The organism is Oligoflexus sp. (genome assembly GCF_035712445.1).
Taxonomy (GTDB): domain Bacteria; phylum Bdellovibrionota_B; class Oligoflexia; order Oligoflexales; family Oligoflexaceae; genus Oligoflexus.
In genome coordinates this window covers 40,522-66,515 of sequence record NZ_DASTAT010000066.1, presented here as the reverse complement: position 1 = coordinate 66,515, position 25,994 = coordinate 40,522, and the positions used below count along the sequence as shown (strand labels likewise).

At 54.8% G+C, this 25,994-nt stretch carries 26 protein-coding genes; 14 read left to right on the top strand and 12 right to left on the bottom strand.

The window, feature by feature from the left end; translation table 11 throughout:
- Positions 1-174 precede the first annotated feature (174 nt).
- From VFO10_RS14405 to VFO10_RS14380, 6 genes are all read left to right on the top strand, one after another.
- Entirely contained in the window at positions 175-669 is a 495-nt protein-coding gene (locus VFO10_RS14405; protein ID WP_325141301.1) for an Rrf2 family transcriptional regulator, read from the top strand.
- Between the two features lie 18 nt (positions 670-687).
- Positions 688-2,133 carry a Fe-S cluster assembly protein SufB gene (sufB, locus tag VFO10_RS14400; protein ID WP_325141299.1) on the top strand — a complete coding sequence of 482 codons (1,446 nt, stop codon included), beginning with the start codon at positions 688-690 and terminating at the stop codon, positions 2,131-2,133.
- Positions 2,134-2,157: 24 nt separating this feature from the next.
- Positions 2,158-2,910: a Fe-S cluster assembly ATPase SufC gene (gene sufC / locus VFO10_RS14395; RefSeq protein WP_325141297.1), complete on the top strand. Its 753-nt coding sequence runs from the start codon at positions 2,158-2,160 to the stop codon at positions 2,908-2,910.
- A gap of 14 nt (positions 2,911-2,924) precedes the next feature.
- Positions 2,925-4,211 carry a Fe-S cluster assembly protein SufD gene (gene sufD, locus VFO10_RS14390; RefSeq protein WP_325141295.1) on the top strand — a complete coding sequence of 429 codons (1,287 nt, stop codon included), beginning with the start codon at positions 2,925-2,927 and terminating at the stop codon, positions 4,209-4,211.
- Between the two features lie 64 nt (positions 4,212-4,275).
- Positions 4,276-4,839 (top strand): NifU family protein, encoded by a 564-nt coding sequence (locus VFO10_RS14385; RefSeq protein ID WP_325141292.1) that lies wholly within the window; start codon positions 4,276-4,278, stop codon positions 4,837-4,839.
- 139 nt (positions 4,840-4,978) lie between these two features.
- Entirely contained in the window at positions 4,979-5,362 is a 384-nt protein-coding gene (locus VFO10_RS14380; RefSeq protein WP_325141290.1) for a hypothetical protein, read from the top strand.
- On the opposite strand, the gene VFO10_RS14375 is transcribed toward VFO10_RS14380, so the two are convergent.
- The 5 genes from VFO10_RS14375 to VFO10_RS14355 are packed head-to-tail and all read right to left on the bottom strand — an operon-like array spanning position 5,357 to position 10,134.
- A complete protein-coding gene (locus VFO10_RS14375) occupies positions 5,357-6,211 on the bottom strand; it encodes an alpha/beta hydrolase family protein (RefSeq protein WP_325141288.1) in 855 nt (284 codons plus the stop codon). The two genes, VFO10_RS14380 and VFO10_RS14375, sit on opposite strands and share 6 nt — an antisense overlap.
- Before the next feature lie 13 nt (positions 6,212-6,224).
- On the bottom strand, positions 6,225-6,764 hold the full coding sequence (locus VFO10_RS14370; RefSeq protein ID WP_325141286.1) for a PaaI family thioesterase: 540 nt from the start codon (positions 6,762-6,764) through the stop codon (positions 6,225-6,227).
- A gap of 49 nt (positions 6,765-6,813) precedes the next feature.
- Entirely contained in the window at positions 6,814-7,989 is a 1,176-nt protein-coding gene (locus VFO10_RS14365; RefSeq protein ID WP_325141284.1) for an ABC transporter permease, read from the bottom strand.
- Entirely contained in the window at positions 7,979-8,710 is a 732-nt protein-coding gene (locus VFO10_RS14360) for an ATP-binding cassette domain-containing protein (protein ID WP_325141282.1), read from the bottom strand. Before VFO10_RS14360 ends, VFO10_RS14365 begins: the two co-directional genes overlap by 11 nt.
- Entirely contained in the window at positions 8,707-10,134 is a 1,428-nt protein-coding gene (locus tag VFO10_RS14355; RefSeq protein WP_325141320.1) for an alpha/beta fold hydrolase, read from the bottom strand. The genes VFO10_RS14360 and VFO10_RS14355 overlap by 4 nt, the downstream gene beginning before the upstream one ends.
- Before the next feature lie 134 nt (positions 10,135-10,268).
- On the opposite strand from VFO10_RS14355, the gene VFO10_RS14350 reads away from it, so the two are divergent.
- Positions 10,269-11,237 (top strand): hypothetical protein, encoded by a 969-nt coding sequence (locus VFO10_RS14350; RefSeq protein ID WP_325141280.1) that lies wholly within the window; start codon positions 10,269-10,271, stop codon positions 11,235-11,237.
- Between the two features lie 2 nt (positions 11,238-11,239).
- Here the strand turns inward: VFO10_RS14350 and VFO10_RS14345 are convergent, their stop codons facing one another.
- Both VFO10_RS14345 and VFO10_RS14340 read right to left on the bottom strand, forming a co-directional pair.
- Positions 11,240-12,052 (bottom strand): methyltransferase domain-containing protein, encoded by an 813-nt coding sequence (locus VFO10_RS14345; protein WP_349259370.1) that lies wholly within the window; start codon positions 12,050-12,052, stop codon positions 11,240-11,242.
- A 98-nt stretch (positions 12,053-12,150) separates the two neighbouring features.
- The gene (locus VFO10_RS14340) at positions 12,151-12,360 is read right to left on the bottom strand and encodes a hypothetical protein (RefSeq protein WP_325141276.1); all 210 of its coding nucleotides are present in this window, start codon (positions 12,358-12,360) and stop codon (positions 12,151-12,153) included.
- A 204-nt stretch (positions 12,361-12,564) separates the two neighbouring features.
- Here VFO10_RS14340 and VFO10_RS14335 point away from each other — a divergent pair, with 204 nt between their 5' ends.
- Both VFO10_RS14335 and VFO10_RS14330 read left to right on the top strand, forming a co-directional pair.
- Positions 12,565-13,815: a hypothetical protein gene (locus VFO10_RS14335; RefSeq protein ID WP_325141274.1), complete on the top strand. Its 1,251-nt coding sequence runs from the start codon at positions 12,565-12,567 to the stop codon at positions 13,813-13,815.
- A gap of 65 nt (positions 13,816-13,880) precedes the next feature.
- On the top strand, positions 13,881-15,929 hold the full coding sequence (locus VFO10_RS14330; RefSeq protein ID WP_325141273.1) for a S9 family peptidase: 2,049 nt from the start codon (positions 13,881-13,883) through the stop codon (positions 15,927-15,929).
- Here the strand turns inward: VFO10_RS14330 and VFO10_RS14325 are convergent.
- A complete protein-coding gene (locus VFO10_RS14325) occupies positions 15,926-16,279 on the bottom strand; it encodes a hypothetical protein (protein ID WP_325141271.1) in 354 nt (117 codons plus the stop codon). The genes VFO10_RS14330 and VFO10_RS14325 overlap by 4 nt on opposite strands.
- 298 nt (positions 16,280-16,577) lie before the next feature.
- On the opposite strand from VFO10_RS14325, the gene VFO10_RS14320 reads away from it, so the two are divergent.
- Positions 16,578-18,206: a CocE/NonD family hydrolase gene (locus tag VFO10_RS14320; RefSeq protein WP_325141269.1), complete on the top strand. Its 1,629-nt coding sequence runs from the start codon at positions 16,578-16,580 to the stop codon at positions 18,204-18,206.
- A gap of 12 nt (positions 18,207-18,218) precedes the next feature.
- Here VFO10_RS14320 and VFO10_RS14315 read toward each other — a convergent pair whose 3' ends face one another.
- Complete coding sequence (locus tag VFO10_RS14315) at positions 18,219-18,647, bottom strand: Hpt domain-containing protein (RefSeq protein ID WP_325141267.1); 429 nt, start codon at positions 18,645-18,647, stop codon at positions 18,219-18,221.
- A 146-nt stretch (positions 18,648-18,793) separates the two neighbouring features.
- Entirely contained in the window at positions 18,794-20,494 is a 1,701-nt protein-coding gene (locus tag VFO10_RS14310) for a trypsin-like peptidase domain-containing protein (protein ID WP_325141266.1), read from the bottom strand.
- A 114-nt stretch (positions 20,495-20,608) separates the two neighbouring features.
- Here VFO10_RS14310 and VFO10_RS14305 point away from each other — a divergent pair, with 114 nt between their 5' ends.
- The 4 genes from VFO10_RS14305 (at position 20,609) to VFO10_RS14290 (ending at position 24,084) form a co-directional block, all read left to right on the top strand.
- Complete coding sequence (locus VFO10_RS14305) at positions 20,609-21,598, top strand: hypothetical protein (protein ID WP_325141264.1); 990 nt, start codon at positions 20,609-20,611, stop codon at positions 21,596-21,598.
- 213 nt (positions 21,599-21,811) lie between these two features.
- Positions 21,812-22,606, top strand: coding sequence for a 2,3,4,5-tetrahydropyridine-2,6-dicarboxylate N-succinyltransferase (locus tag VFO10_RS14300; protein WP_349259369.1), 795 nt, complete (start codon positions 21,812-21,814; stop codon positions 22,604-22,606).
- 18 nt (positions 22,607-22,624) lie between these two features.
- A complete protein-coding gene (locus tag VFO10_RS14295) occupies positions 22,625-22,960 on the top strand; it encodes a 2Fe-2S iron-sulfur cluster-binding protein (RefSeq protein ID WP_325141260.1) in 336 nt (111 codons plus the stop codon).
- An 83-nt stretch (positions 22,961-23,043) separates the two neighbouring features.
- A complete protein-coding gene (locus VFO10_RS14290; RefSeq protein WP_325141258.1) occupies positions 23,044-24,084 on the top strand; it encodes a 3-deoxy-7-phosphoheptulonate synthase in 1,041 nt (346 codons plus the stop codon).
- 31 nt (positions 24,085-24,115) lie between these two features.
- On the opposite strand, the gene rsmA is transcribed toward VFO10_RS14290, so the two are convergent.
- Both rsmA and tsaD read right to left on the bottom strand, forming a co-directional pair.
- Positions 24,116-24,928 carry a 16S rRNA (adenine(1518)-N(6)/adenine(1519)-N(6))-dimethyltransferase RsmA gene (gene rsmA / locus VFO10_RS14285; protein WP_325141256.1) on the bottom strand — a complete coding sequence of 271 codons (813 nt, stop codon included), beginning with the start codon at positions 24,926-24,928 and terminating at the stop codon, positions 24,116-24,118.
- Between the two features lie 32 nt (positions 24,929-24,960).
- Positions 24,961-25,983 carry a tRNA (adenosine(37)-N6)-threonylcarbamoyltransferase complex transferase subunit TsaD gene (gene tsaD, locus VFO10_RS14280; RefSeq protein ID WP_325141254.1) on the bottom strand — a complete coding sequence of 341 codons (1,023 nt, stop codon included), beginning with the start codon at positions 25,981-25,983 and terminating at the stop codon, positions 24,961-24,963.
- Positions 25,984-25,994: the final 11 nt, after the last annotated feature.

Below are 25,994 nucleotides of genomic sequence, written 5' to 3'. Positions count from 1 at the left end.
GATCACAACTTTCTGACGCGCTCCACAAGCCTCTAAATTCGTTGAATAATTGAGAAAGATAAATACTTGACTAATTTAGTCAACATTATATCTTCGAGTTGCCTAATGTATAGCTTTCCGCTAAACATTAACGCTCTTCGCAAGATAGGCTGCTTTTCGCACCAGGAGCGAGCTTTGAACCTGACTTCGCGCAGTCGCTATGCGCTGAAAATCATGCTGGATTTAGCATACCGTCACAACGAACCTCTGGTGCGTCGCCAGGAGATTGTGGCGAGGCAGGGTATTCCCTCGAAGTACCTCGACCAGATTTTGGTTCGTCTGCGTCGGGATGGTCTTGTTGAAAGTGTTCGGGGACGAACAGGCGGCTATCGCATAGGACGCGACATCCGTCTGATCAACGTCTGGGAAATATTTCGCGCGGTCGAGGATGGGATTTATCCCGTGGAATGCGTCGATGAGCACGCCGGCTGTGAATTCCGCTCGGCCTGCATTGCCAAGGAACCCTGGCAGCTCATCTTCGAGAATGTGCGGCGGTCCCTGTCGCAGATGACTCTGGCCGATATCGCGGAACAGTTTCAGGAAGACGAGAAAAATTGTGCGACCGGTGTCCGCGAGTGCCGTCCGGGCCGTGAGCCCATGCGTTTGCTCGAATCATCGGCGGGCCCCTGATAAGGGATTGAGGAAGTTATGGACACCACGACCAAAAAAAATCAGTTGGCTTCACGCGAGTACAAGTACGGTTTCGTCAGTGATGTGGAAACGGACGAATTCCCTGTCGGCCTGAATGAGGACATCATCCGGCGTATTTCGGCGCTGAAGAACGAGCCGGAATTCGTGCTCGATTTCCGTCTGAAGGCCTTTCGTTACTGGCTGACTCTGGAAGAGCCGACCTGGGCCCACGTCAGCTATCCGAAAATTGATTTTCAAGCGATTCGATACTATTCCGCGCCGAAGAAAAAAGGCGACGGCCCCAAGAGTCTGAATGATATCGATCCTGAGCTGCTTGCCACTTTCAATAAGCTCGGCATTCCCCTGGGTGAGCAGCAGCGCATCACAGGCGTTGCGGTCGATGTGGTCTTTGACTCGGTTTCGATTGCGACCACCTACAAGGAAGAGCTGGGCAAGCACGGCATCATCTTCTGCAGTATCTCGGAAGCCATCCAGGATCATCCGGAACTCGTTCAGAAGTGGCTGGGCAAAGTCGTTCCTTATAAAGACAACTACTATGCCGCGCTGAACTCGGCGGTCTTTACCGATGGTTCCTTCTGCTACATTCCGAAGGGCGTCAAATGCCCGATGGATCTCAGCACCTATTTCCGCATCAACGCCGCGGGAACCGGGCAGTTCGAACGAACGCTCGTGATCGCCGAGGAAGGCAGTTCGGTGAGCTACCTCGAAGGTTGCACCGCGCCTCAGCGTGATGAGAATCAATTGCATGCGGCTGTCGTGGAGCTCGTGGCGCTGGATAACGCCGAGATTAAATATTCGACCGTTCAGAACTGGTACGCTGGGGATGAAGAGGGTCGGGGCGGTATCTTCAACTTCGTGACCAAACGCGGTCTTTGCGCAGGCAAAAACTCGCATATTTCCTGGACCCAGGTGGAAGCCGGATCGGCTATCACCTGGAAATATCCAAGCTGCATTCTGCAGGGTGATGGTTCGCACGGGGAATTTTTCTCGGTGGCCCTGACCAACAACAAAATGCAGGCCGACACCGGCACCAAGATGATTCATATCGGCAAAAATACGAAGAGCCGCATCATCTCGAAAGGGATATCCGCGGAGCAGTCCGTGAACACCTACCGTGGCCAGGTGAAAATTCTGCCATCCGCAGAAGGGGCCCGAAACTATTCCCAGTGTGATTCCCTTTTGGTTGGAGATCAGTGCAGTGCCAACACCTTCCCTTATATCGAGGTGAAGAATCAGACGGCCGTGGTCGAACATGAGGCCACCACATCGAAGATCAGCAAGGAACAAGTCTTCTATCTGAAATCGCGGGGTATCGACGAGGAGCAGGCGATCGGCCTGCTGATCAACGGGTTCTGCAAGGAAGTCTTCAAAGAGCTGCCACTCGAATTCTCGGTGGAAGCTGTGAAGCTCCTGGAAATGAAACTCGAAGGTTCCGTCGGTTAACCGTTAGTCAAGAGGCGCGCGCACATGCTCACTATTCAAGGTCTAGAGGTCAAGGTCGACGAGAAGCAGGTTCTGAAAGGTCTGAACCTGACGGTCAACGCCGGCGAGGTTCATGCGATCATGGGCCCGAACGGCAGCGGGAAAAGTACGCTTTCCAAAGTGATCGCGGGACATCCCGATTATGAAGTGACCGGCGGGTCGATCCAGTATGAAGTCAACTTCAAGCAAAAAGACCTCCTGGCACTCGACCCGGATGAGCGTGCGCGTGAAGGCGTGTTCCTGGCTTTCCAATATCCTGTGGAAATCCCCGGCGTGCCGAACCTCGAATTTCTGCGCGTGGCTTTCAATGCGGTCTGTAAGCATCACGGCGTCGATCCCATGGATGCGGCCGCCTTCAACGCATTCGTGCGTGAAAAAGCCAAAATGCTGGAAATCAGCTCCGACTTCCTTGATCGTCAACTGAACGTGGACCTCTCGGGCGGCGAAAAGAAGCGCAACGAGATCCTGCAGATGGCTGTGCTGGCGCCGCGTCTGGCCCTGCTTGACGAAACCGATTCCGGCCTGGACGTCGACTCCCTCCGCATCGTCGCGGAAGGCGTGAACAAGCTGCGGACCGAAGATAACGCGATCGTGATGATCACGCACTATCATCGGATTCTGAACTATATCAAACCCGATTTCGTTCATGTTCTGGCAGGCGGCCGTATCGTTAAATCCGGCGATCTGTCTTTGGCTTTGGAAATCGAGGATCGTGGCTACGATTGGTTGCTCAACTGAGATAGAGGGTGGGAATGCAAGCCAATATTGACAAGGTTTACGCCAGCGTCCAGGGGTCGGATTGGACACCCGATTGGATAGGGCCCCTGCGTGCGTCCGCTTTTCAAAAATTCAGTGAGCTCGGTTTTCCGACCCGGCAGAATGAAGATTGGAAATATACGAGCCTGCGTCCGATCACGGGCGGCAGCTTCGGCTGGCTGGACGAAGCGCATCCGAATACGGATAAGTCGCTCGAAAATTTTATGATCCCTGGCGCGGATACGCTGGTCTTTTTGAACGGCAGCTTCGCTCCCCATAAATCGCATATGCACCCGGAGAGCGGCCTGACCGTGATGCCGCTGCATAGGGCGATCAAAACGAAAAAAGACCTGGTCGAAGCGCATCTGAAAGCGTCCCATTCGCTGCCCCGCGGCAGCTTTGAAGAACTGAACGATGCGACCTTCAGCAGTGGCGCCCTGGTTCAGGTGGATGCGCGTCATGCCGTGACGCGTCCTATTCAATTCCTCTTTGTGAACACGGAAAGCGCCGCCGCGCAGCTGATCAGCCCGCGGAATATCGTGCATATTGCCGATGGCGCCAGCGCCACGGTGGTGGAAAGTTATTTCAGCTATCTGGAGCCGCATCTCACGAACGTGGTGAGCAGCTACGAAGTGGGCCGTGGCGCGCAGCTGCGTCTTTTTCAGGAAAAAATCCTGAGCTCGCAGTCGCTGCATGTGGGCAAGAACCTGATCAAAGCGCGCCGCGATGCGGATGTCGCCTGCTTTACCCTGACGCTTGGCGGCCGCATCTCGCGCACGGAGCTTCAAATTGATCTGGAAGAATCCGGAGCGAATGCAAGGCTCGATGGTCTTTATCTCGGCCGCATGCAGACCCACCTGGATCATGTGACAACGGTTCAGCATCTGGCGCCGCATACGACGAGTTCCCAGGTTTATAAGGGCATTCTCTATGATGAATGCCGGGCTGTTTTCAACGGCCGCATCAATATCGTGAAGAATGCACAGCAGACCGTGGCTCATCAGCTGAATAAGAATCTTTTGATGAGCAGCACCGCGGAAGCGGATTCACGGCCGCAGCTGAAAATCGACGCTGATGACGTCAAGTGCTCGCACGGCGCAACCATTGGCCAGCTGGACGCCCTGCAGACCTTTTACCTGCAAAGCCGCGGCATTCCCCGCGCGGAAGCTGAGCAGATGCTGGCCAAGGCCTTTGTCCGTGATGTGATGTATCGGATTCAGGATGCCACCATGCAGTCCCGCATGCTGAGTCTTCTGGAAAATTACGGCGGCATAACGGTTTAATGGGGATTGAGGTATAATCGTGTCTTTGCAGCAGTCAAATGATTCAGGGCAAAGGAGTTCGTCCATGGACGTCAAGATGATGATTCAACCGACGCCAAACCCGTACGCGAAGAAAATCATCTGTAACCTTGATGTGAAAACCACGGGCAAGATCACTCTTTCCACGGCTGAGGAATGCGCGCATATTCCCCTGGCCAAGGCCCTTTTTGAAATAAGGGGAGTGACCCAGGTCCACTTCTTTGAGAATGCCATTACCCTGACCCAGGACGGTTCCGTCTCCTGGGACGAGATTCTGGAAAGCTCACGCAAGCTGATCAGGGCTCTTCTGCCTACCCATAATCCCAACTTTCAATCGCCCGAGGAAAAGCGCCGCGAAGAGCTTTCGCCTGAACTCGCGAAGATTGAAGCCATCCTGGATCGCACCATTCGTCCCGCTCTGCAGGGTGATGGTGGCGACCTGGAGATTCTGAAACTTGAAGATCACTTCCTCACGATTCGCTATGAAGGCGCCTGCGGCACCTGTCCCAGTTCTGTGACGGGAACGCTGGCCGCGATTCAGAGCATTCTGCGCGAAGAATTCGATCCCCAGATTGAAATCATTCCGCTCCAGGAAGCGATCGAACAGTAACACCACGCTCCCAACCAGCCTCATCATCGCGGCGCGAAAACCACTTTCGTCATGGTTGGGACGCGCCATTGCCCCCTTCGCTTGCGAATGTTAGCGTCTCTCTCAGGAAACAAGTAAACTTATTTCGGGAGATACGTTCATGACAAAGGCAAGCTGGATTGTCCTGACTGGATCCGTTCTAGGTTCGCTTTCCCTCGCACCCGCAGCCTCCGCCTGCAGCCTTGTGAATCTGGCCCAGGATGACCTCAAAGCCTTGATGATTCCCCAGATCGCCAAGGTCGCGAAAGTTGATGCCGCCCTTATCAAGCCCACAGATCTCAGCGATGTGAAACTCGACTTCCTGGTCCCCCTGGGAGGCGACTGCAGCGGCCTTTACGGGGCCTATCATGCCTCCGCCTTCAAGTTCACGCTGGACCTTTATCCCACTGTTCGCTGCACCTATACGGGGCTTTCCATCATCATGGGCTATGGTCTGGATAAACCCGTCTCAGTCCAGGTCTTCCGTCAGTGCACGGTTTCATAGACCCAGCTGCGTGTGAAGAAAGCTGCGAATCGTTTCATGCATCTCGTCATGAAAACGTTCGCGGTCAAATCCCGGGGGATCCTGTGACGGAGGAAAATCAGGGCGTTTCATGGCCGGAGGGAAGGGGCTCAGAAACGAATAGTGCCCGGCATGGGCGATTGCGTGAAAAATAACCTGATCGCGTCCAGGGACGAGGTCAAGGATGAGCTGCGATTGCCACTTCGGAGTCATGCGATCCTCGGTGCCGGCAAACATGAGGATCGGCACGTGCACGTTGCGCAGGGAATCGTTCGGAGAAAAGAAGGAAGCCACGGGAGCCAGGAGGACCAGGGCCTGAATACGTGAATCCGCCTCGACTTCGATCCTTTGCCCAAGGCCTGACCAGGGCTGGGCTCCGGCCAGTGCGAGGGCTGTATAAGCGCCGAGCGAATGGCCGATGAGGGCCACATGATGCGCGTCCACATGCGGCGTGAAACGGGGATCGGAAAGCACCGCATCCATGGTGAGGCGCAGATGCCGCGGCCTTTGCTCAAGGTTCGCGACGGTTCCATCCAGGCTGTTATCACTGCGATTGTTGCCCGGATGCTCGGGCATTGCCACGACAAAGCCCTGTCTTGCAAGGAAAGTGGCGAGGTTTCGATACACGAGCGGGGTGCTGCCCGATCCGTGGGAAATCACGATCAGCGGGCAATGTTCACCCTGGACCTGGGCATTCAAAGCCAGATCCATGGGATAAGGGCCAAAGTTCACGGGGCTGGAAGCTGTGGCTGTCGGATAAAAAATGAGAGCCGGGAAGTTTACATTTTTTTTGGGATCCGTGACGGTCAGACTCAGGCTTCCAACAAACATGCGTGTTTTCCCTTCAGATCTCGTCTTTTTTAGGAGGCAGAACTTCGGACGGCAGCTCGAGTCCACCGGTGAAACCGGAAAGTTTGGCGATCTGCTCTTCGTTCAATTCCAAAAACAGCACCCGGCCTTTCGAAAGAACGCGACCATTCAGATCCTCGATACGGCCTTCCGTAAAGATCTTGCGGCCTTCACGCTTGGTGATGCTGCCATGCAGAACGAGTTCCGTATTCAAGGGAACAAATGTGCCGAAATCCGTTTCCAGATTCAAGGCGACCACTTTATAGCCATGGGCCCATACGGCCCCACCACAGATCTCATCGATCGCCGCAGCCTGGGCCCCGCCATGCGTATGACCCGGAGGGCCTTCCGCACCAGGACCAAACCAGATGCGGCCCATGAGGACATCCTTGTCCTTGGTTTTATAATAGCGCACACGGATGCGATCGCCATGCGGGTCGCCAGAAACGAAGGAGCGAACAAGGTTGGCGAAAGGCAGACGAATTTCCTGCCAATCTTCGCCGAGAGGTTCCAGGGAAGTCTTGTGTTTTGTCATGGGCCACCTTACTTACTTTGTGGGACGGCGCACCATGGATCTTACTCAGTCAGGTTCCTGAACGAAACAGCTTTTCATTATGAAAGGCTCGATAGACGACCAGCAGAAAAATTCCCGCCACGAGCAGAGTTGCACCGCTGGCAACGAGGCAGGCCAGCCAATTGACTGGCTGCTCTTTACCCAAACGCAGCATGGTCAGCGTCTGCCCGAGGCTCGGAAACCACTGGGCATTCGGCATTTTCTCCAGCACGTTGGCGAAGGAAGCCGGCAGAATACCCACAATGGAAAGAAGACTGGCATAGGTTTGAGCCTCTTTGACGGAACGTGAAAGCGTGCCGATCATGAATTGAAGACTCGTCGTCATCAGAATGAGCGGAATGCAGATCAAAAGACTCTTGCCAATAAAATCCCAGGAAAGTTCCGACGCCATGCCCAGGAAGTTTTGCAGCGGCTTGGCTTCCACTAAAAGCTTGAACATCAGCGCCGACGTCAGAAGTGCAAGCGACCCGACCAGCGACAGGCTCAGCCATTTCCCGAGCATGAACGCCGTACGAGGCGTCGCTGTTTGCATCAGGGATTCCAGGGTATTTCTTTCCTTTTCACCAGCGACACTGTCGACAGCCAGATGATAGGTTCCCAGAAAGCAGGACATCAGAAGAGAGGACATGAAGAGCTGGACCCAGCCATAGCTGAAACCTTTTTCCGGTTTGATGGAGCTGGCTTCAATCTGCAGCGGCTTCAGCGTCGCAGGATCAACCCCGCGCAGGATGGCTCGCCGATAGCCGAGACCGATCTGCCAGCGTTCCAGGAGAAGGCCCATCCTTTTGATGGCGGAACTTGATTTATCCTCGACCTCATCATACCAAAGACCGATTTTGGGCCGCCGAAAATCGAGCAGCGCACTTTCATAATCGTCCGGCAGATGCATGATGACATCAAGCTTTCGGTTCGAAATGAGGCCCGTATCCACCTTTTCCAGCGCCGTGACGTCCACCCGATTTTCCCGCAGGAAATCGCAGATGCTTTGCGCATGCACGCAACCTACGACCCCGGCCTGAACCGTGCGTTCCATGTTCTCTTTCATTTGCGAAAGAAGAACGCCAATCAAGACCACATAAACCAGCGGCATACCCAAAAGAATACCGGCCATCGAACGCAGGGTGCGGCGATCGCGGGACAGATCGAGCAGTTCCTTGCGAATCACAATCCCAATATCACGGAGCATACTGACCTCCTTCGATCGCAGCGACGAATGCATCTTCAAATTTGTCGACACCAGCCCGGGCGTTCCATTCACCCACCGGAGCCTGACCCAAAGACCTTCCATCATGCATCACGATCACCGAATCGCAGAGAAGCTCGACCTCCTGCATGATGTGGCTCGAAAAAACGAGGCAATGCCCTTCATCGCGAAGACGGGACAGGATCGCTCTTAATTTCCGTGTGGCACGAACGTCAAGGCCTGAGCTGGGTTCATCCAGGATCAAATTCTTCGGCTGATAGACGAGAAGACGACCCAAAAGCACCTTCATGCGCTGGCCTGTGGAAAATCCCTGGACGCGTCGGTCCAGAATATCGTCCAGATCCAAAAGCCTTCGGGCTCGATCAAGACCTGCCTCCAGCTTCGCCCCGGAAAGTCCCATGAGCTGCCCGTAATAGGCCATGTTCTCGCGAGTCGAGAGTCTTTCATAAAGGCCCTTGGCATCGGACAGAATGCCGATGCTGCGACGCTGCTGGCGATCATAAACGGCCAAAGGTTTTTGATCGAGATGAATGACACCCGCATCCGGCGTCAGAGTCCCGGCCAGCATGCGAATTGTTGTGGTTTTGCCGGCACCGTTATCACCCAGAAGACCTGTGATCTGTCCATCCTCGGCATGAAAGCTGACGGAACGCACAGCCTCCACCTTGCCGAAGGATTTTTTCAGCTCTTTGACTTCGATCATGTCTTCGGCGCTCCCTTGAAAAAATGCAGGCCTCTCATTTTTTTGAGGCACTCCGGCGGCGTGATCTGAGCCTTGTCCGATCCAATGAATTCAATCATCGCATCCTGAACGCAGCTCACATAACTGATGTTATGCCCATAGTCGGGCAGGATAAGATGCGTGGACTGCGGCAACGATGCCTTGAGGCTTTCCACATAACGCGGAGGGGTGACAGGATCCAGACCACCGGAAAGATAAAGCGTAGGGACCTGGCTCAGGGGCTGCACGCGAAAATCTTTGGGCAGCGTGGTATCCGGCAGAAAGCTGCACATCTTCGCTATAATTTTTTGCGAATCAGTCAGTGGCGTTCCGAGATCGCGCATATCCTCGGCGCAGACCAGAAGATAATAAAGACCATCATAAATGCCGCTATCGGAACTCAGTGCTTTCGCCAGCAGCGGCCCGAGGTTCCCAGCCTGCGCCTCGTAAAGGACCTGAGGGACGATCGACATATCAAGGGGATGATAGAGAAGGCTGTTGATGCCCGATTCGATGTGCTGCGGACGTAGAACGACTTCCTTCATGGCTCCCGAACGCGGGTCCATCACCTTCACCTTGGGATTTCGCGCCCAGGCGAGCTTTAATTTCTGATAGTGCTCCCATGGGTCACCCCAAGCCTGGCAATCGGGATCCTTGCGGCAAAGCGCGGCGATGCCCTGAAGACTTTCCGCTGCGGCCTGCCTTTCCCGAATGAAATTCACCGAAGGCGGCAGCACGCCTTCCAGAATCTGTTTCGCGACGGCATCGGGATAAAGCGCAAGATAGCGCAGCGCAAGCCTCGTTCCATAGGAAACACCGAAGAGTATGATTTTCTTATGACCGAGTGTCTGTCGCACGGCCTCCAGATCATGGGCCGCCGCATCGGTGGTGTATGCGGTCAGATCCGTATCGGCCCGCAAACGTTCGACACATTTTTTGCTGTGTTCCAGCGCCAGATCTTCATTAAATAGCAGATCCCATTTCGGATCCGTGTCCCGCATACAGCGCAAAGGATGGCTGGAGCCGGTACCCCTTTGATCGATCAAAATAATATCGTGATGCTGCCGCAGCCGACGAAAGGTTTCCGGCAGAGGCACAAAGCCCTCTGTGGCCGCCTGACCTGGGCCGCCTGCCAGCATATAAATAGGAGCATAATCTTTCGAAGGAGCCTGGGCTTTATAAAGGGCGACATGAAGGGAAAGGGTGCGGCTTTCTTTTTTACTACGATTTTCGGGGACATCCACCGTCAGACACTGGGCCCACTCGCCCCCCTGCAGCTGACAATCCACCGGCTGTTTGACCGTGGGTGCGGCAGCAGCAGCAGCCTTGTTTCCCTGTAAAAACCAGGATCCCAGCATGATGCTCAGGAGGAGAAGCTTTGAGTCGACCCGTCGACTCTTCACCATGGTGCGCAAGTTAACTCCCTGTATTCAATATTTTTTTGACTCAGCATGCACGATCCTGACTGAGAAATATACTGTCCATTATCACTCGTTCGTGCTAAGAAATCGCTGAACTTAACGTGTGCAAGGAAACCTTTATGCAGAGATTCATCCTCTCTTTTCTGCTGATAGCGCTGACTGCATGTACCGATTCCGGCTCGACGCCCAAACGCCCTGATCTGCCGGACGCCCCTGCACAGCAGCCCTTGCCGTCCCCTGCTCCCGTGACGCCAACGTCGACTCCCTTGCCTGCTCCGATGGATGACGATGGCGAGCCCATTCTTCCGCAGCTCGGAGATACCAATACCTTTGAATTCGGAACCTGGAACATTGAAAATTTTCCCAAGTCGGATCGCGCGGTGGATATTGCGAGCGACGTGGTGAAGCAGACGGACGTCGATGTCATGGCGCTTGAGGAAGTGGCGAGCGAAGTCGCCTTTCAGCAGCTTTTGGATGAACTGCCTGGTTTCAGCGGCGTGCTGTCCCCGCATCAGTATGGACCGAACGACTATCAGAAACTGGCCTTTATTTATCGGCAGGCCGACCTGGAGCTGGTGGACTGGGAACTTCTTTTCGTCAAACAGAACTACAGTTTTCCAAGGCCACCCCTGCAGGCTCATTTTCGAATCAAGACCGGCAGTCGCGCCGGACAGGATGTCTATCTGATCGCCGTTCATTTGAAAGCCACAACAAAAGATGATAGCCAGCAGCGCCGTGAGGCCGCCAACAAAGCTCTTGAAGGCTACGTAGCCGATCTCACGACGCGGGTTCCAGGAGCCCAGGTGACACTGCTCGGTGACTTCAATGAACTTGTGACCTGGCAGGCGGGACTCAATGTCTTCAAACCCTGGACGGATAAGCCGGAGAATTATACGTTCCACACCAAGCCTTTGGCCCTGAACGGTGAGTATACTTTTATTTCACCGAGCCGTCCCATGCTCGATCACATGATCAGTACGCGTAACGTGGAACTGAACCCCATCACCATCCCGAAACTGGAAAATATGATTCCATCCTATCGGGACCTGGTGTCGGACCACCTGCCTGTGATGGCCCGCCTGCCCTGAATTCAGCGCACGGCCTGCGCCTGCATGAAGGAAAAATAGAAGACTGCGTTAGGATCCTTGGCGACCTGACGCAATTCCTTCTGGGCCTGCTGCAGCGTCTCCTCGTCGATCACCTTCGCATTCAAAAGCTGATCCTTCGCACTCAAAAGCAGCGTCGTCCAGAATTCGATATAGAGTTTTCTCTTATCCGGATTCCTGTTGTCGAAGTGCCAGGTGTGGACCTTGGTGTCAATGTCAGTAAAACCCTGAGCCAGGAGAAGGTTGCCGAGCTTGGCGCCGATGAAGGGATCGCCGGTCTGTTCATGCTGGAAGTCGTTCATCGCCATCCAGTATTTCCAGACATTCGGTGAATAGGGCTCCAGGAAGAAGGAGTGATTCATCACTTCGGTGACAAAGATGCGGCTGCCTTTTTTAAGGACGCGCCGCACTTCACTTAAAACGCGCTCGGGCGTCGGAACATGCTCAAGCACCCAGCAGATGAAGGCGCCATCAAAGGTATGCGATTCGAAATCCATACTGGTGGCATCCATTTTCTGCAGCTCGTATCGGCCCTTGGCCCAGGGTATGGCATCCAGCGACCTTTGAGCGCTGGCGAGCTGCGCTTCATTCTGATCAATGCCGACGATTTTGATTTCGGGATAACGGCGCAGGATGATTTCCGACTGGGCTCCGACGCCCACGCCGACCTCAAGGAGGCGGTCGACGCCCGTGAGGTCGATGTTGCGATAGATGCTCTGTTCGGTGAAGCGAGCCTGATGACGCAAGCGTTCCTGCTCGACCGTGGTATAGCCGTGCAGGTAACTTTCATCGCTCATTTTATTGGTGCTTTTGGGGTCGGTCTTGCTCTTGCTCATGGGGATCCTCCTGGACATCATCACGCGATAAGGCGAGCGATTTCCAGTGTACAGGACCTTCAGAGCCAGAGCATACGCAAAAAGTCTTGAATAAACAGGGGCAAGGCCAAAGCCAGGAACGCGAGGCCGGTGAAGCCAAGCCAGATCCCGAGGACCTTCATTCGCTGCTTGCGGGTGTCACGTTTATACTGCTGCGCAAAAGTTTCGATCAGCATGGTTTCATAGGCCGCCAGACTGCGGCTCGAAAGGTATGTAACCTTGGAATTCATGGGTTCCTCGCCAAAAGCCGTTGTGTTGACAGGGCATAAATAGCCGTCGATTTGGGTAATGTCAAATTGTTTTTGATTTTTAATAAAGTAAAATATTTAATAAAAACAAAAAGTTATCAGGCTGAGAACGAAATCGCCCTTCACTTCCCCCAAAATCCGCCGATGGGGAGATGGGGGCTGATCCCTTTAAGGAACGAAGAAAACATGGCTTTTCCCAGGGCCATCGACAAAAACAAAGAGAACTCTGTCCGGCGGGTCGTCAAGCAGGGCCTCTTTTATATCTGCGGCATGTGCGGCACCCGTTACGGCAGCGAAGCCCAGGCCGACAATTGTTTAAAAGCCTGCATCAAACGCTATATGGATCAGTCTGCGGTACAGGATAAAAGCGAGAAATCAGGCAAGGTCTACCGCTGCACTTACTGCAAACGCGTTTATGAAAAAATGATTCAGGCCAAGGAATGCGCCCGCACCTGCAAGGATGAGATCCAGAAGAAAATAGATGCCGAGGCGCGCTACAAAAAAACGCAGACCGTGGAAGAAAAGTTGAAAAATCTGGCTGCGTTCGCCGGTGGGGAACATAAGCTCCCGCCGGTGAAAACCCCCGCTCCGCGCAGCGAAGCACCCACGCCTCCCAAAGCGGCCGCGAAAAAACCCAAGGACGCCGCACCGCCAGCACCCAAGGCCAGACGGCCTCAGGCTGAGGACGCAGCGGCGATGGACGCGCCTGTTCCTGGCCATGATGAAGCGCCCGTCCACCCCGCCGAAGGCAGTAAATTTGAAAGAGAAGGGAACAGCTACCGCTGTCATAGCTGTCATCAGAAATACAAAAAGTATCAGGAAGCGATTGCCTGCTATGACCGCCACCGGGAGCAGGAAAAAGCGGGTGTGGCCTCCAAAAAAGAAGGCGATGAAAAATTCTTCCGCGATGGCGCGAAGTATGTCTGTAAAAAGTGCAATGCGAAGTTCTTCGGCCGGACCGAAGTCTTGGCCTGCTTTGATGCGCATAAGCCCGAGGAAGACGTCTGGGTCACAGGTGCCGAGGAAAAACCGGCGAAGAAAGAAGCTCCGGCGCCTCAGGGCAAGGAGACGCTGGAACAGAGCCGGACACGGCGGGCGGCCGCTCGCAGCGAAGGCGAAAAATTCTTCCGCGACGGCGCCAAGTATGTGTGCCGTATCTGCAACAAAAAACTCTTCACGAAGTCCGAAGTCATCCAATGCTATGACAGCCACGAAGCCGAGCAGGAGGGCGCGGCTCCAGCGGAAAACGGGCCGACGTTGACCACAGCCGACATCGAAGCGGCAGCTGCGGAAAAAGCCATGCAGTCCGTCAAGACCGGAAGGAATCGCGATGGGGAAGAGAAGTTCTATCGCGATGGCGCCAAGTACGTTTGCAAGAAATGCAACAGCCGGCACTTTACCCGCAATGAAGTCATTCAGTGCTTTGACAAACACTGAAAACAGGGGCACAATGAGGCATCCCGCCAAGCGTATTTGGCAGATGAACTCGTGGAATTGTACGTATGAAACTGACTCCCCCGAAGGCCCGCAAACGCCGTCTGCGCCCCAAATCTCCCTTGCATCACATCGACGAATGGCGCTGGCTTGAAGACATCAAGGATCCTGCCACGCTTCCCTATTTGAAAGCCGAGAATGCTTACTTCAAAAAAGTGATGCAGCCGCTGCGTAAACGTCGCGACCAGATCTATCAGGAGCTGAAGGGACGCATTGCGGAAGATGATAGCAGCGTGCCGGAAAAGGATGACGATTTCTGGTACTACCACCGCTATAAGAAGGGGCATCAGTATCCCCTTTACTGCCGTAAATTGAACGACCTGGATGCCCCTGAAAAGGTCTACCTCGATCACAATAAACTGGCCGCTGATTCCGATTTCTGTGAGCTGGGCTTTGTCGATATCAGTCGGGATCACAAGCTGGTGGCCTATGGAATTGATACGGACGGCGACGAACGATACACCATAAGGGTAAAGGACCTCAAGACCGGCCGTACGCTGAAGGACGTGATCGAAGGCGCGTCCTCATGCTTCGAGTGGAAGAGTTCCGATGAATTTTTCTATGTGAAGCTCGATGAGCATGACCGCCCCCTTGAAGTCTATTACCATCGCCTGGGTACGAAGCAGGAGCAGGATATCCTTGTCTACAAGGAAGAGGATCCCGGCTTTTTCGTAGGGCTGGATGCCTCCGAGAGCGATGAATTCGTCTTCATCAGCTGCCATGGTTATGACGCCAACGAAATGCGCGCCCATCGGGTCAGCGAGCCCGGCACGAACTTTCAGCTGATCGAGCCGCGGCACACGGGTCATGAATATGAGGTGAGCCATCGCGGGGACGAATTCCTTATCGTGACCAACTGGGAGGCGGAGAATTTCCGTCTGGTGCGTGCGCCGGTGAATAATCCAGGTCGAGCCCAGTGGCGCGATCTCTTGCCCCATCAGGCGACCATCCTCCTGGAAGGCCTCGTCGTCTTTCACGACTATTACATCCTGCAGGAACGCAGCGAAGGTCTGCCGCGCCTGCGCCTGCAGCGTTTCGATGGTTTGGAGCCGCTCTTCATCAGCCTCGACGAGGAAGCATACGACCTGAGCGCATTCAGCGGCCGTGATTTTAAATCCTCGTGCTTCCGCTACTGGGCATCGACCCCGCGTATGCCGTCCTGCCTTTTCGAATACGATGTGAACACAGGACAGCGTATCCTTCTGAAGCAGCGGAACATTCCCGATCCGAACTTCAATCCTGACAACTATGCCGTCAAACGCATCTGGGCCAAGAGCCATGACGGGACCAGCGTTCCCGTGACGCTTCTTTATCATAAAAAGTTTGGACTGGAGGCGCCGCGGCCGGTGCTCCTGCACGCCTATGGATCCTATGGCGAAACCATGGACGCCGACTTCAGCAGCTATCGCCTGACGCTGGTGGATCGCGGCTATATCTATGCGCTCGCGCATGTGCGGGGTGGAATGGATATGGGGCGCCGCTGGTATCTGGACGGCAAGCTGGATAAGAAGTGGAATACCTTCCGGGATTATCTGGCCATCTGTGATCACATGATCAGCGCTGGCATCACAAAGCAGGGCTGGATCGTGGGCGAAGGCGGCAGCGCCGGAGGCATGCTGATGGGCGTGGTCGCCAACGAGCGTCCGGAATTATTCCTGGGCATCGTCGCTTCCGTGCCTTTTGTCGACGTTCTGAATACCATGCTCGATGATACGCTGCCGCTCACCCGGCTTGAATATCATGAGTGGGGCAATCCGAATAATCCCGGCGACTATGAACGGATTCGCAGCTATTCGCCTTATGAGAACGTGAAAAAGCAGGCCTATCCCTCGATGCTCGTGACCGCGGGTTTACATGATAAAAGGGTGCTTTACTGGGAAGCCGCGAAGTGGGTGGCGAAGCTCAGGCATATGAAGACGGATAAAAATCTTCTGCTGCTACGCACCGAGATCAGCGCAGGGCATGGGGGCGCATCGGGACGTTATGATGCTTTGAAGGAGCTGGCCGAGGAACTCTGTTTCATCGTAATGCTGCTCGACCAGCTGCCGCAGACTTAAAACTGTGGTTTGACGTTCAGCGTCGTCACGAAATAGATCTGATCAAAGGTTCGATTGAGCGACTTGCTGTGGAATTTATGCATGGTCTGAGGATCGGAAAACGAAACGCTGTCGCCTTTCTTCACCTTGGTTTTGCTGGTCGCCAGCCAGAACTTTTCCTTGCCATGCGCAAACTGCACGTAGGTATAATCTGCAACATCCATCGTATCAACAACCTTGCCACCAAATGATTCTTTATCATTTAGCAACTCACCCGTGAGTTGCCGGGTGGCCTGAAACCCTTCGTTATTGTCAGCAGCCTGCAGTGACAGGGGCAGAAGACCGAGCACGAACGCGAACGCATAATTCATAAGTATTCTCCTCTGGACCTAACCGGACAGCAGCCATTTTACTAGATTTCCAGGCTTTCGACCAGCGCTTCAAGAATCGATATTATGACTCTTTGGCAGTGTTCGCCTTTCAACTTTTTACTGGACAAAGCGGAAATGCATCGGTCATTCTAAACGTGCGCCCAATGTATTGACCTTCATACAGACAGTTTTACATAGTTTGACAGAATGAAGGACATAACACTGGTCAGGACTCGCCCTCCTGACCGGTGTGCCCATACGTTTCTCCATTTTCATTGTCACATCCGGGGGGATCACTATGACAGCGAATGGATTGCAGCGGTATCCTATTGTCTTTTTCCTACTGTTCCTGTTTGCCTGTGGCGGCCCGACGCCTGAAGAGTCATCCGATTCAGACCTGAAAGTCTGGGGTGATAAGTTCGAAACAACCCGCCTCCGCATCCCGTCTTTTGATGGCACTGAACTCGCCGCCATACTCTTCGAACCCAAGGCCAAGGATTTTCCTGGTGACCGTCCCGGTCTGATCTTTGTGAATTCGTGGACGCTGACCGAGGATGAATACCATCTGCAGGCGCGCCGATTCGCAGCCAAGGGCTATGTGGTGCTGAGTTATGCCACGCGGGGTTTCAGCACGTCTGAAGGCCTTGTGACCGTCGCCGGACCGAACGACCTGCGGGACGTCAGCACCATGATCGACTGGATGGAAGAGAACACGCGCCTCGACGTCACGCGGCTCGGCATGGCCGGCGTCTCCTATGGGGCCGGTATTTCCCTGATGGCCCTGGCCAACGAGGAGCGCATTCGAACCGCTGTGGCGATGAGCGGTTGGGGTAATCTGGAGCAGGCGCTTTACGGCAAGGAAACCATTCGCGAAGTGTGGATGAATCTTCTTTTGCTGTCAGGCAAGCTGCTTGGACGACTGGATCCGGAGGTGGGCATTCAGGCCCGTCGCCTGCGAAACAATGTGGAAGCGGACGTCGCGCGCGCCTGGGCTGTGGAACGTTCGCCTCTGAGTTACGTGGATAAGATCAACGCGCGCAAGGCTCCGGTCCTGGTCGCGAACAGCTATCAGGATGGGCTTTTTCCACCGGCGCAGATGCGGGAATTCTATGAGAAACTGCAGGGCCCCAAGCAGTTTTATTTGGACAAGGGAATCCACGCGAGTTCCGCGATTCCCGGGCTCTTTGGCTTTCCAAGCGACATCTGGAATGAAACGCACCGTTGGTTTGATACCTACCTGATGGAGCTTCCATCCAGCCTGCGCAGCCAGGCCCCCATCTCGATGCAGGCGCCGCGTGGACGGGAATTCTATGCCGAGTTTCCGACTCTGGTCAGCAAGCAGCCTCTGATGCAGCTGAAGCCCGTGAATAAGCTGGCGGATCTTGGAATCATCGAAGAGATTGCCGAGGACATTTCTGAAGCCATCAATGGCGTGGCCTTTACCGGCAGCGTGGACTCCGGTGCGACCAGTGGTCTGCCGCTGCTTTCCGATACGGCCGATGCAACTTTGAATCTGCCGATCATCAAGCAGCTCACCAAAATTGATCGACGCCACGCCGCGCTTTATATGACGGATAAATTCAAATCGTCCGCCCGACTGCGGGGTGCTCCACAGGTTCGCATCTGGTCCGCTGCCCACAAGATTCCCCAGCAGATGATCGCCTATCTCTATGACTGCGATCCTTGGGCCAAGGGCACTTTGATCACGCACGGAGTGGTCAGCGAGCGGTCCCCCTTGGATCGTTCCAACGAAGTCGTGGTTGACCTGAACATCGCAGCCTATGATATCCCGGCGGGACATCGACTCGTCGTGGTGGTGGACACGCGCGATCCACTCTATGCGAACTATGTGAACGAGCAGTATCCTGTGCAGTTGATTCAGACGGGAACGCGCCTCACAGAACTGGCTCTGCCATTGGTTCCCTGAATCAGCGGCGCCTTAGGAAGGATGGATTCCGGGAAGCTGCTGGCGCAATTGCTGGCAGCTTCTCAGAAAAAGATCCTCGCAATTTTTTCCAATCGCCTCAAGGCTCTCATCGGCTTCCTGGCCGTTGATGGGATCATCCTCGATGCGGCCGAGCACTTCAGCCAGACGCACAGCCCCAACATTCAAACAGCTGCCACGCCAACGATGGGCGACATGCCGTAGAGCAGCGGGGTCGCGCTTTTGCAAAGCGGCTTTCAATTCATCCAGACTTTGCTGACCATGTTTCTCGAAAAGTCCCAAAAGATACTGCAGGAAAGAAGCATCACCACCGTGATTGCTGACGACATTCAGGACTTCCATATCCACAATCACATCATCCTGCTGATCCTGGTCGGAACCATGATGACGTTCAGGCTGCGCTGGAGTAATATTTGACTGCATTTTTTCACCAGTCCCCACTATAGTTTTTCATCGCCCTTTGAGAATTGTCCGGATTATAGACCCAAAAAAAGCTGGGCGAAACTATTTCATCAGAAGAAATGCTGACGCTTTGCATATAATCACTGTTACAGGCTGACATCAAGGACTTAAGGTTGCTGGAAACTCCAGTCCGCCATGACGTCAGTTGCTTCGATTATTTCACGGCGGTTTGCCGCGCGGATTGGAAGGATGACCGGCTCCTCAGACCTGTTGCCTGCGCCATCCACAGCCCACACGCAGAGAGATGCAGGAAGCTGATCGACAGGAATTGAGAGCTGCGCGCCGCGATTTTCGTTTTTCACGGATCGGCAATCCTGGGCTTTGCCGTCGACAAGGCCGTGATAAAAATCAACGATTTCATAGGGCTGAATTTCAAGCGACAGCACCGCCACAGCGCACCGCCGCCTTTGCTCGAAGGTCGCGCGGAGCGGCAGATTCCGACAGCTTTTGCGCACGGCCATAAGGGGCTCCTGACTGTTGGGTTGCGTGACGAGCCGCGGCTTGAGCTGAGGCGCTTGATTGTCCACATTCAGAATAATCATGGCCGCATGCCTGAGATCCTGGTTCTCATATTCTTTCTCACTTACGATGCAAAGCGCATAGAGGCCAGCCGAAAGGGGCGCGGGAAGTTTACGAAGATCGGGTCCGGGCCAGGGAAGCCGTTCGCTGTAGCCATCCATTTGCTGGCACGATTGCATGGGCAGGCTTACAGTTTTGTAATGAAAACCACGGCTGCCCGAATCCACAGGCTGAAGAGTGACGCCCCATTCCCGTTCCGCTTCCGTCCGTGTTCCAGGATTCAAAGGCGTTGGAATTTGACTCAGCACCGTGGCCTGGCCGCGCCGTTCCAGTGTGCAGCGAGGCTCTTCAGGCGCAAAATTCCCCTGGGCATTGAAGCATGAGGGCAGATGGAGAACGAGCGTTCCATAATTGCGCGCGGCGGCGACCTGAAAACTCTTTTCCGTTAATTCACAGGGCTGCCCGAGGTAACAGTCTTGACTCAGAGCATTGCGGCTGCTGGTATTCACAATGGCGAAAAGAGCGGCATCCTTGTTTAAAACGGGTGCACCCGAAGCGCCGGGCAATATATCGTCACAGTTATTGCGGGCGACCCCATGCCAATGCCAGATGCTTTCGATGACATCGGCAAGCCCTTCATGACGACAGCGGTGCTCGCGCAGGATGTCCGCATCAGTCTCATCATCCACGGCCGCGCTGATGATGCGAATCTGATCACCGAACTCAGGAAGTTTTTTGGCCCAGGGCAAAGGTTCAATACCGCGTTCTTTCAACTGCCGCAGCGTGAGCGCACGCGGAGCCCGCGCGTCTTCCGCATCAAGCTCCTGCCTTTCCGTGAGGCGAAAGATGGAGGCCGCGTTATCGTCCTCCGTGATTTCCGCAATCGCCAGATCCACGCCCTTCATCGTCGCATAAAGAACGCGACCGATTCGAAAATCGCCCCGCTCAAAATGAATCGCATTGCGATCCGAGCGCGGCAACGCATCGCGGAAAATACGCTGGGACGAACGGATATCCTCAAGGTCCATGAGACAGTGACCGGCTGTTAAAAGATAGGCGGGACTGTCCGGTGCCGCGTCTTTGCCGATCAGGACGCCGCTGCAGGATTGATCCGAATCCACGCGAGCCATCGCCTGGAACAGGCGTCTTGTGTCCGCTGTGGCCAGCAGACGCGTAGCCTTTGATTCTGTCGCCATTCGCATGAATTGCGCGCTGGCATGCCGGTCATGCGGCAAGGATTTGCAGCTGAGTACGAAAACAGAAATAAGAATGGACCAGGGACGAAGCATGTCCGTGCCTCTTATGCTGACATTTTAGGGATGGATCTGTTAGAGTTCGGCTCCCATCCAGGGTATCATAGAAGGATGGCCTGTTTCCATAGACGGGGAGTGGAAGTCAAAAGCATGAAATCCAGGTGGCGCAAAGCCCTCACGCTCGTGTTCCTGGGCTGGGGTATTTATTCCGTTTTCGCGATGAAACGCGATTTTCAACACACCACGCGTTTGACTATTTTTTTATTGGCCCTGGTTCCCATGTTTCTTTTGCTGCACCTTGTGGGACGCATGGCCACGCAGCATGAAGCCAAGGGCCAGACTTCGCCGCGTCTGAAGGCCGTCAACTGGCTGAGTCAATCCCTGACGCAGAACATGACCCAGTATATTCTGATGTTCAGCCTGCCTTTTTTCAGCGTGAGCCATCGCTGGGTTTATCTTTGCGTCACCATGATTCTTCTGGCCACCACTCTTTGGGATGAATGGTGGAAGACTCTTCTGCCCATCACCATCTACCGTCAGCTCCTCCGGCTCTGGAGCATACTCTGCGCAGGCAGTTTTCTTTATCCTTTTGTCTGGCCGGGGCATCTTTCGAATTTTTACCTCGCCATGGCCTCGGCCGCCGCGCTCGCACTTTTTCCGACGCGCATCGACCGCACGCATCTGATCAGCTCCGCGATTCTGCAGGCGCTGACTCTTTTGAATCTTCTGGCTCTGCCTCCCGCCTTTCGTTTTCCCCTGCTTTCGGTTTGGGTGAACAAACCGCACTTCGGCACCAACGAGGATCAAAAAGATAATGGCGTTGAAAACCTGCCGGCGATCTGGTCGTCGCGTGAATTCAATGCGAAGCTCGCCGAAGGTTCGACCATCTGCTGCGTGGCTCCGGTCGTCGCGCCGCCGGGCGTCCGGGAGCGTATTACTCAGGAATGGACGCTGGATGGGCGTCTCTTGGAAAAGCCGCAGCTGAAAAGCACCATCCAAGGCAATGCCAACCAGCGCGGTTTTCATTCATTTTTTTGCAAAAAGAATTTTCCTCCCGTGAATGCGCAGCATGTCCTGCGTTGCCGTCTCACGCTGCAGGAGACTATTTTTCTAGGGGAAAGCTCATTGATCCTGCAGTGATGGCGTCCTGCGCGTGAAGGTCCTACATTTCCGTCCCGTGAAGGCCCAACCTGTCAGGACGGACGGGGTGCCATCACTGGGCTCTTGAAGATCCGGCTGCTTTTGAGCAAAACAGAGGGTGAAAAAGATAAGCTCAGCGGCTATCGAAACTCAGGGGTCTTATAAAGGACGGAAAATATGGACATTAAGCAATTGGAACGCGATATCCTGTCTATGGACGCGGCTGTGGCCAGCGGAAAACCCGAAGTCGCCCGTGAAGGCGACCATGTGATCAAGGAAGTTATCAAGCTGCTCGATCGCGGCGAACTGCGTGTCTGCAATCGCGTGGGTGACGGCTGGCAGGTGAACGCCTGGGTTAAAACCGCCATTCTTCTTTATTTCCGCGTCATGGATATGCAGCGCGTGGATTGCGGTCCCTTCGTTTACTACGATAAAATCCCTCTGAAACGAAACTATGATGAGTTGAAAGTCCGCGTCGTCCCACCCGCCACCGCGCGTTACGGCAGCTTCATGGAACCGGGCGTGGTGCTGATGCCGTCCTATGTGAATATCGGGGCCTATGTCGGCAAAAATACGATGGTCGACACCTGGGCGACCGTCGGGTCCTGCGCGCAGGTCGGAGCCAATGTGCACCTTTCCGGTGGCGTGGGCCTGGGTGGTGTGCTGGAACCGGCTAGCGCCAAGCCTGTGATTATCGGGGACGGCGCCTTTATCGGCTCCCGCTGCATCGTGGTCGAAGGCGTGGAAGTGGGAGACGAGGCTGTGCTGGCGGCAAACGTGACTCTGACCGCCTCCACACCCATCATTGATATCCGCGATGGCGAAATGAAAGAGACCCGGGGTAAAATTCCACCTAGAGCTGTGGTCGTCCCCGGCACCAAGGAAAAGGCCGTCGGGAGCGGCAAGATTTTCACATCCTGCGCTTACATCATCGGCAATCGGAAGGCATCGACCGACCTGAAAACGTCGCTCAATGATGCCCTGCGGGAGTTTGCTGTTTCGGTGTAAGGCTACGAAAGAGCCAATATGCCGCGGATCCTGTTTACACCCTCCCAGAAATTCGCTGAGGTCGATAGCAACACCAAGATCCTTTTGGCCGGCCGCAAGGCCGGTGCCGAGGTCCGCTTCGGCTGCGCATCCTGCCGTTGCGGGACCTGCGGCGTGAAAATCACCGAAGGCGCTCAGAATCTTTCCCCGATGAAGCCTGACGAGGAAAAGCTTCTGAAACGACTCAAGCTTCCGACCGACGGCACGGTAAGGCTCGCCTGCCAGGCCCGGATCAATGGCGATTGCGTGGTCGATCTCGACTTTCAGGACACCTACAATCCGGAAGATATCAACCTCCACGATGAGGACGATTGAAGGCGCGCCTCAGAACAATTCTTGCGTGAAACATTCAAACTACGCTAATTCTGAAGGCGGTCCTCACACACAAGGGAATCGCCATGCAGTCCATTGAAAATACGCGCGTCAGCGAGTTTATCCCGCTCCCGTCCCCGGTCCAGTTGAAAGCCAAAATCCCGGCTCCGGAAAGCATTTTGGAGAATGTTTCGAGCTGGCGCGAGGAACTCAGGCAGCTTCTGAGTGGTCAGGATCCAAGGCTCCTCGTGATCGTCGGGCCCTGTTCGATCCATGATGTGAAGGCCGGGCTGGAATATGCAAGGAAACTGGCGAAACTTTGTCATGACGTGAAAGACAGGATCGCGATCGTGATGCGGGTGTACTTTGAGAAACCGCGTACGACCATCGGCTGGAAAGGTCTGATCAATGACCCCGAGCTGGATGGCAGTCATGATATTCGCAGCGGACTGCAGATTGCGCGTGAGTTTCTTTTGAATGTGGCCTCGCTCAATCTTCCGGCCGGTACGGAATTTCTGGATCCGATCGTTCCGCAGTATATCGCCGACCTCATCAGCTGGGTTGCGATCGGGGCGCGCACCACGGAGAGTCAGACGCATAGGGAGATGGCCAGCGGCCTTTCCATGCCAGTCGGCTTTAAGAATGCGACCGACGGCGGCATGCAGGTGGCCCTGGATGCCATGACCTCGGCCCGGCATCCGCATCATTTCCTGGGGATTGATAGCGAGGGTATGACCGCGGTCGTGCAGACCAAGGGCAATCCGGATGCGCATATCATTCTGCGCGGCGGGAATCAGGGGCCCAACTATAGCGAAGCCCATATCGAAGACTGCCTTGTTCGCATCAAAGCGGCTGAAAGCCAGCGGCTTCTTTTGGTGGACTGCAGTCATGGCAACAGCAGCAAGGATTATAAACGGCAGCCCGAAGTCTTCCGCGAAGTCTTCCGCCAGTTCAAAAATGGCAACCGCCGTATTCTTGGAATGATGCTGGAGAGTCATCTGCGCGAGGGCAAGCAGGATCTGGCGCAAAAACCTTTGGTTTATGGCCAGAGCATTACCGACGGCTGCATTGCCTGGGAGAGTACCGAGGAGTTGATCCGTACCGCTTACGAACAGCTGGGATCATGAACCGATCCGCACGGCCTCGGAGCGAGTCCCATCATAGCGAATAAATGAACTTCGTCAGTTCCACATACTCTTCCGGCGTCAGGGTATCCGGTCGGCGATTCAGATCGATCGGACAGCCCTGCAGTCTTTCTTCCGTTAAAAATTGCCTGATGGCATTCCGCAGTTTTTTGCGGCGCTGCGTGAAGGACACGCGAGCGACCGTTTCCACCTTGCGTAAGAAATCATCCGGCATCGTATGCGCGCGCATCTTCATGAAAACGAGGGCGCTGTCGACAGCCGGCACCGGCGTGAAGCAGGTGCGTTCGACCTTGCACTCAATCTGCACCTGGGTGCGGAGCTGCGTGTAAACGGAAAGGCTGCCGTAATCCTTGGTGCCCGCGACACCGGCAAGGCGGGCGGCGAATTCCAGCTGCACAAGAAGCTCGACGCCCTTCACGCGATGCATAGAGGGAAGCACCCACATGACGATCGGCGTGGAGATCGCATAGGGAATGTTGCCGACGATGGCCGTTGGTTCATTCGATTCATCGAGCCATTCCTCAAGATCGAATTTCAGGACGTCCTCGTTCACGATGCGCAGGCTGCCAGGCAGCTCGCCCTTGCGTGCGGCATAGTACTCTTCGAGGCGGTCGGCAAAGCGATGGTCCTTCTCGACCGCTGTGACCTTCCAGGGCTGCTCGATCAGAGCCCGGGTCAGAACACCACCACCAGGGCCGATTTCCAGCACGCGGGTGATATGCAGGGACTGAAGGCGTTCGACGACTTTGCGCACGGGCCAATCGGTTTTCAAAAAGACCTGGCTCAGTGATTTCTTCTGTTTAATACGGTCTTCACCCATAGACATGGAGCAGCTCCTGCTGATGAATGTTGGTCGTTTCAGCTAAACTGATAACGGGAAAAGGCATCCCAGCCCAGTTGTTTAAAGACGGACGTATCGTTCGCCTTCACGTAGTGCTGATAACCCAGAGCTGCAATCATCGCGGCGTTGTCGGAGCAAAAGCGCAGTTGGGGAAAATATACGGGAATTTTTAATTTCGCCTGGGCCAAAGCCCGGAACCTTTGATTGGCCGCGACGCCCCCAGCGATCAGAATACTGCGGGCGGCTGGACGCTGCTGACTGGCACCGTCGAGCTTGCGAACAAGTTGGCCAAGGGCTTCTTCCTGAAAGGAGGCGCAGAAGTCGCGAAGTTTTTCTTCGCTCATATCTGCGGCATGCCTTCCACGCAAGTTTACCATATAGGTTTTCAGACCTGAATAACTAAAGAGGAGTTTGTTCTTCTGCTCCATCATGCGCGGCATCGGATAATGCTCGGCATGACCCTTTTGTGCCAGTTCCTCGATCACGGGCCCACCAGGGTATCCCAGTCCAAAGAGTTTGGCCACCTTGTCAAAGGACTCCCCACAGGCATCATCGATGCTATAGGCTAAAAGCTCATAAACCGTAGGCTCGGGCATATAGTAAATATTCGTATGACCGCCGGATACGACAAGGGCGAGGCAGGGGTAAAGTTCGGACTCGGGGACGTCCAGTCCCAGGACCGCGCCCTGCACGTGGGCTTCGACGTGATTCACGGGGATCAAGGGTTTGCCGCTGGCAAAGGCAAGGCCTTTGGCATACGCGATGCCGACCAGAAGCGCTCCGATCAGTCCGGGACCTTGGGTCACGGCGATCGCATCCAGCTGATCCAGAGTGCAGTCAGCTTCCCGCAGAGCCTGCTCGACGATGGCATCGATCAGCTTCAGATGCTCACGGGCCGCGATCTCGGGCACCACACCACCGAAGGCGCGATGCACGTCGATCTGCGATTTGATAACGGATGAAAGCGCCTGCCGTCCGTCACGGACCACCGAGGCGGCTGTTTCATCGCAGCTGGATTCGATACCAAGGATCAGGGTCATTTCACTTCCAG

What these genes read in the sequence shown, in the direction of transcription:
- sufB (WP_325141299.1), top strand. Translation starts at nt 688, where the DNA reads ATGGACACCACGACCAAAAAAAATCAGTTGGCTTCACGCGAGTACAAG.
- sufC (WP_325141297.1), top strand. Translation starts at nt 2,158, where the DNA reads ATGCTCACTATTCAAGGTCTAGAGGTCAAGGTCGACGAGAAGCAGGTT.
- sufD (WP_325141295.1), top strand. Translation starts at nt 2,925, where the DNA reads ATGCAAGCCAATATTGACAAGGTTTACGCCAGCGTCCAGGGGTCGGAT.
- VFO10_RS14385 (WP_325141292.1), top strand. Translation starts at nt 4,276, where the DNA reads ATGGACGTCAAGATGATGATTCAACCGACGCCAAACCCGTACGCGAAG.
- VFO10_RS14380 (WP_325141290.1), top strand. Translation starts at nt 4,979, where the DNA reads ATGACAAAGGCAAGCTGGATTGTCCTGACTGGATCCGTTCTAGGTTCG.
- VFO10_RS14375 (WP_325141288.1), bottom strand. Translation starts at nt 6,211, where the DNA reads ATGTTTGTTGGAAGCCTGAGTCTGACCGTCACGGATCCCAAAAAAAAT.
- VFO10_RS14370 (WP_325141286.1), bottom strand. Translation starts at nt 6,764, where the DNA reads ATGACAAAACACAAGACTTCCCTGGAACCTCTCGGCGAAGATTGGCAG.
- VFO10_RS14365 (WP_325141284.1), bottom strand. Translation starts at nt 7,989, where the DNA reads ATGCTCCGTGATATTGGGATTGTGATTCGCAAGGAACTGCTCGATCTG.
- VFO10_RS14360 (WP_325141282.1), bottom strand. Translation starts at nt 8,710, where the DNA reads ATGATCGAAGTCAAAGAGCTGAAAAAATCCTTCGGCAAGGTGGAGGCT.
- VFO10_RS14355 (WP_325141320.1), bottom strand. Translation starts at nt 10,134, where the DNA reads ATGGTGAAGAGTCGACGGGTCGACTCAAAGCTTCTCCTCCTGAGCATC.
- VFO10_RS14350 (WP_325141280.1), top strand. Translation starts at nt 10,269, where the DNA reads ATGCAGAGATTCATCCTCTCTTTTCTGCTGATAGCGCTGACTGCATGT.
- VFO10_RS14345 (WP_349259370.1), bottom strand. Translation starts at nt 12,052, where the DNA reads ATGAGCGATGAAAGTTACCTGCACGGCTATACCACGGTCGAGCAGGAA.
- VFO10_RS14340 (WP_325141276.1), bottom strand. Translation starts at nt 12,360, where the DNA reads ATGAATTCCAAGGTTACATACCTTTCGAGCCGCAGTCTGGCGGCCTAT.
- VFO10_RS14335 (WP_325141274.1), top strand. Translation starts at nt 12,565, where the DNA reads ATGGCTTTTCCCAGGGCCATCGACAAAAACAAAGAGAACTCTGTCCGG.
- VFO10_RS14330 (WP_325141273.1), top strand. Translation starts at nt 13,881, where the DNA reads ATGAAACTGACTCCCCCGAAGGCCCGCAAACGCCGTCTGCGCCCCAAA.
- VFO10_RS14325 (WP_325141271.1), bottom strand. Translation starts at nt 16,279, where the DNA reads ATGAATTATGCGTTCGCGTTCGTGCTCGGTCTTCTGCCCCTGTCACTG.
- VFO10_RS14320 (WP_325141269.1), top strand. Translation starts at nt 16,578, where the DNA reads ATGACAGCGAATGGATTGCAGCGGTATCCTATTGTCTTTTTCCTACTG.
- VFO10_RS14315 (WP_325141267.1), bottom strand. Translation starts at nt 18,647, where the DNA reads ATGCAGTCAAATATTACTCCAGCGCAGCCTGAACGTCATCATGGTTCC.
- VFO10_RS14310 (WP_325141266.1), bottom strand. Translation starts at nt 20,494, where the DNA reads ATGCTTCGTCCCTGGTCCATTCTTATTTCTGTTTTCGTACTCAGCTGC.
- VFO10_RS14305 (WP_325141264.1), top strand. Translation starts at nt 20,609, where the DNA reads ATGAAATCCAGGTGGCGCAAAGCCCTCACGCTCGTGTTCCTGGGCTGG.
- VFO10_RS14300 (WP_349259369.1), top strand. Translation starts at nt 21,812, where the DNA reads ATGGACGCGGCTGTGGCCAGCGGAAAACCCGAAGTCGCCCGTGAAGGC.
- VFO10_RS14295 (WP_325141260.1), top strand. Translation starts at nt 22,625, where the DNA reads ATGCCGCGGATCCTGTTTACACCCTCCCAGAAATTCGCTGAGGTCGAT.
- VFO10_RS14290 (WP_325141258.1), top strand. Translation starts at nt 23,044, where the DNA reads ATGCAGTCCATTGAAAATACGCGCGTCAGCGAGTTTATCCCGCTCCCG.
- rsmA (WP_325141256.1), bottom strand. Translation starts at nt 24,928, where the DNA reads ATGTCTATGGGTGAAGACCGTATTAAACAGAAGAAATCACTGAGCCAG.
- tsaD (WP_325141254.1), bottom strand. Translation starts at nt 25,983, where the DNA reads ATGACCCTGATCCTTGGTATCGAATCCAGCTGCGATGAAACAGCCGCC.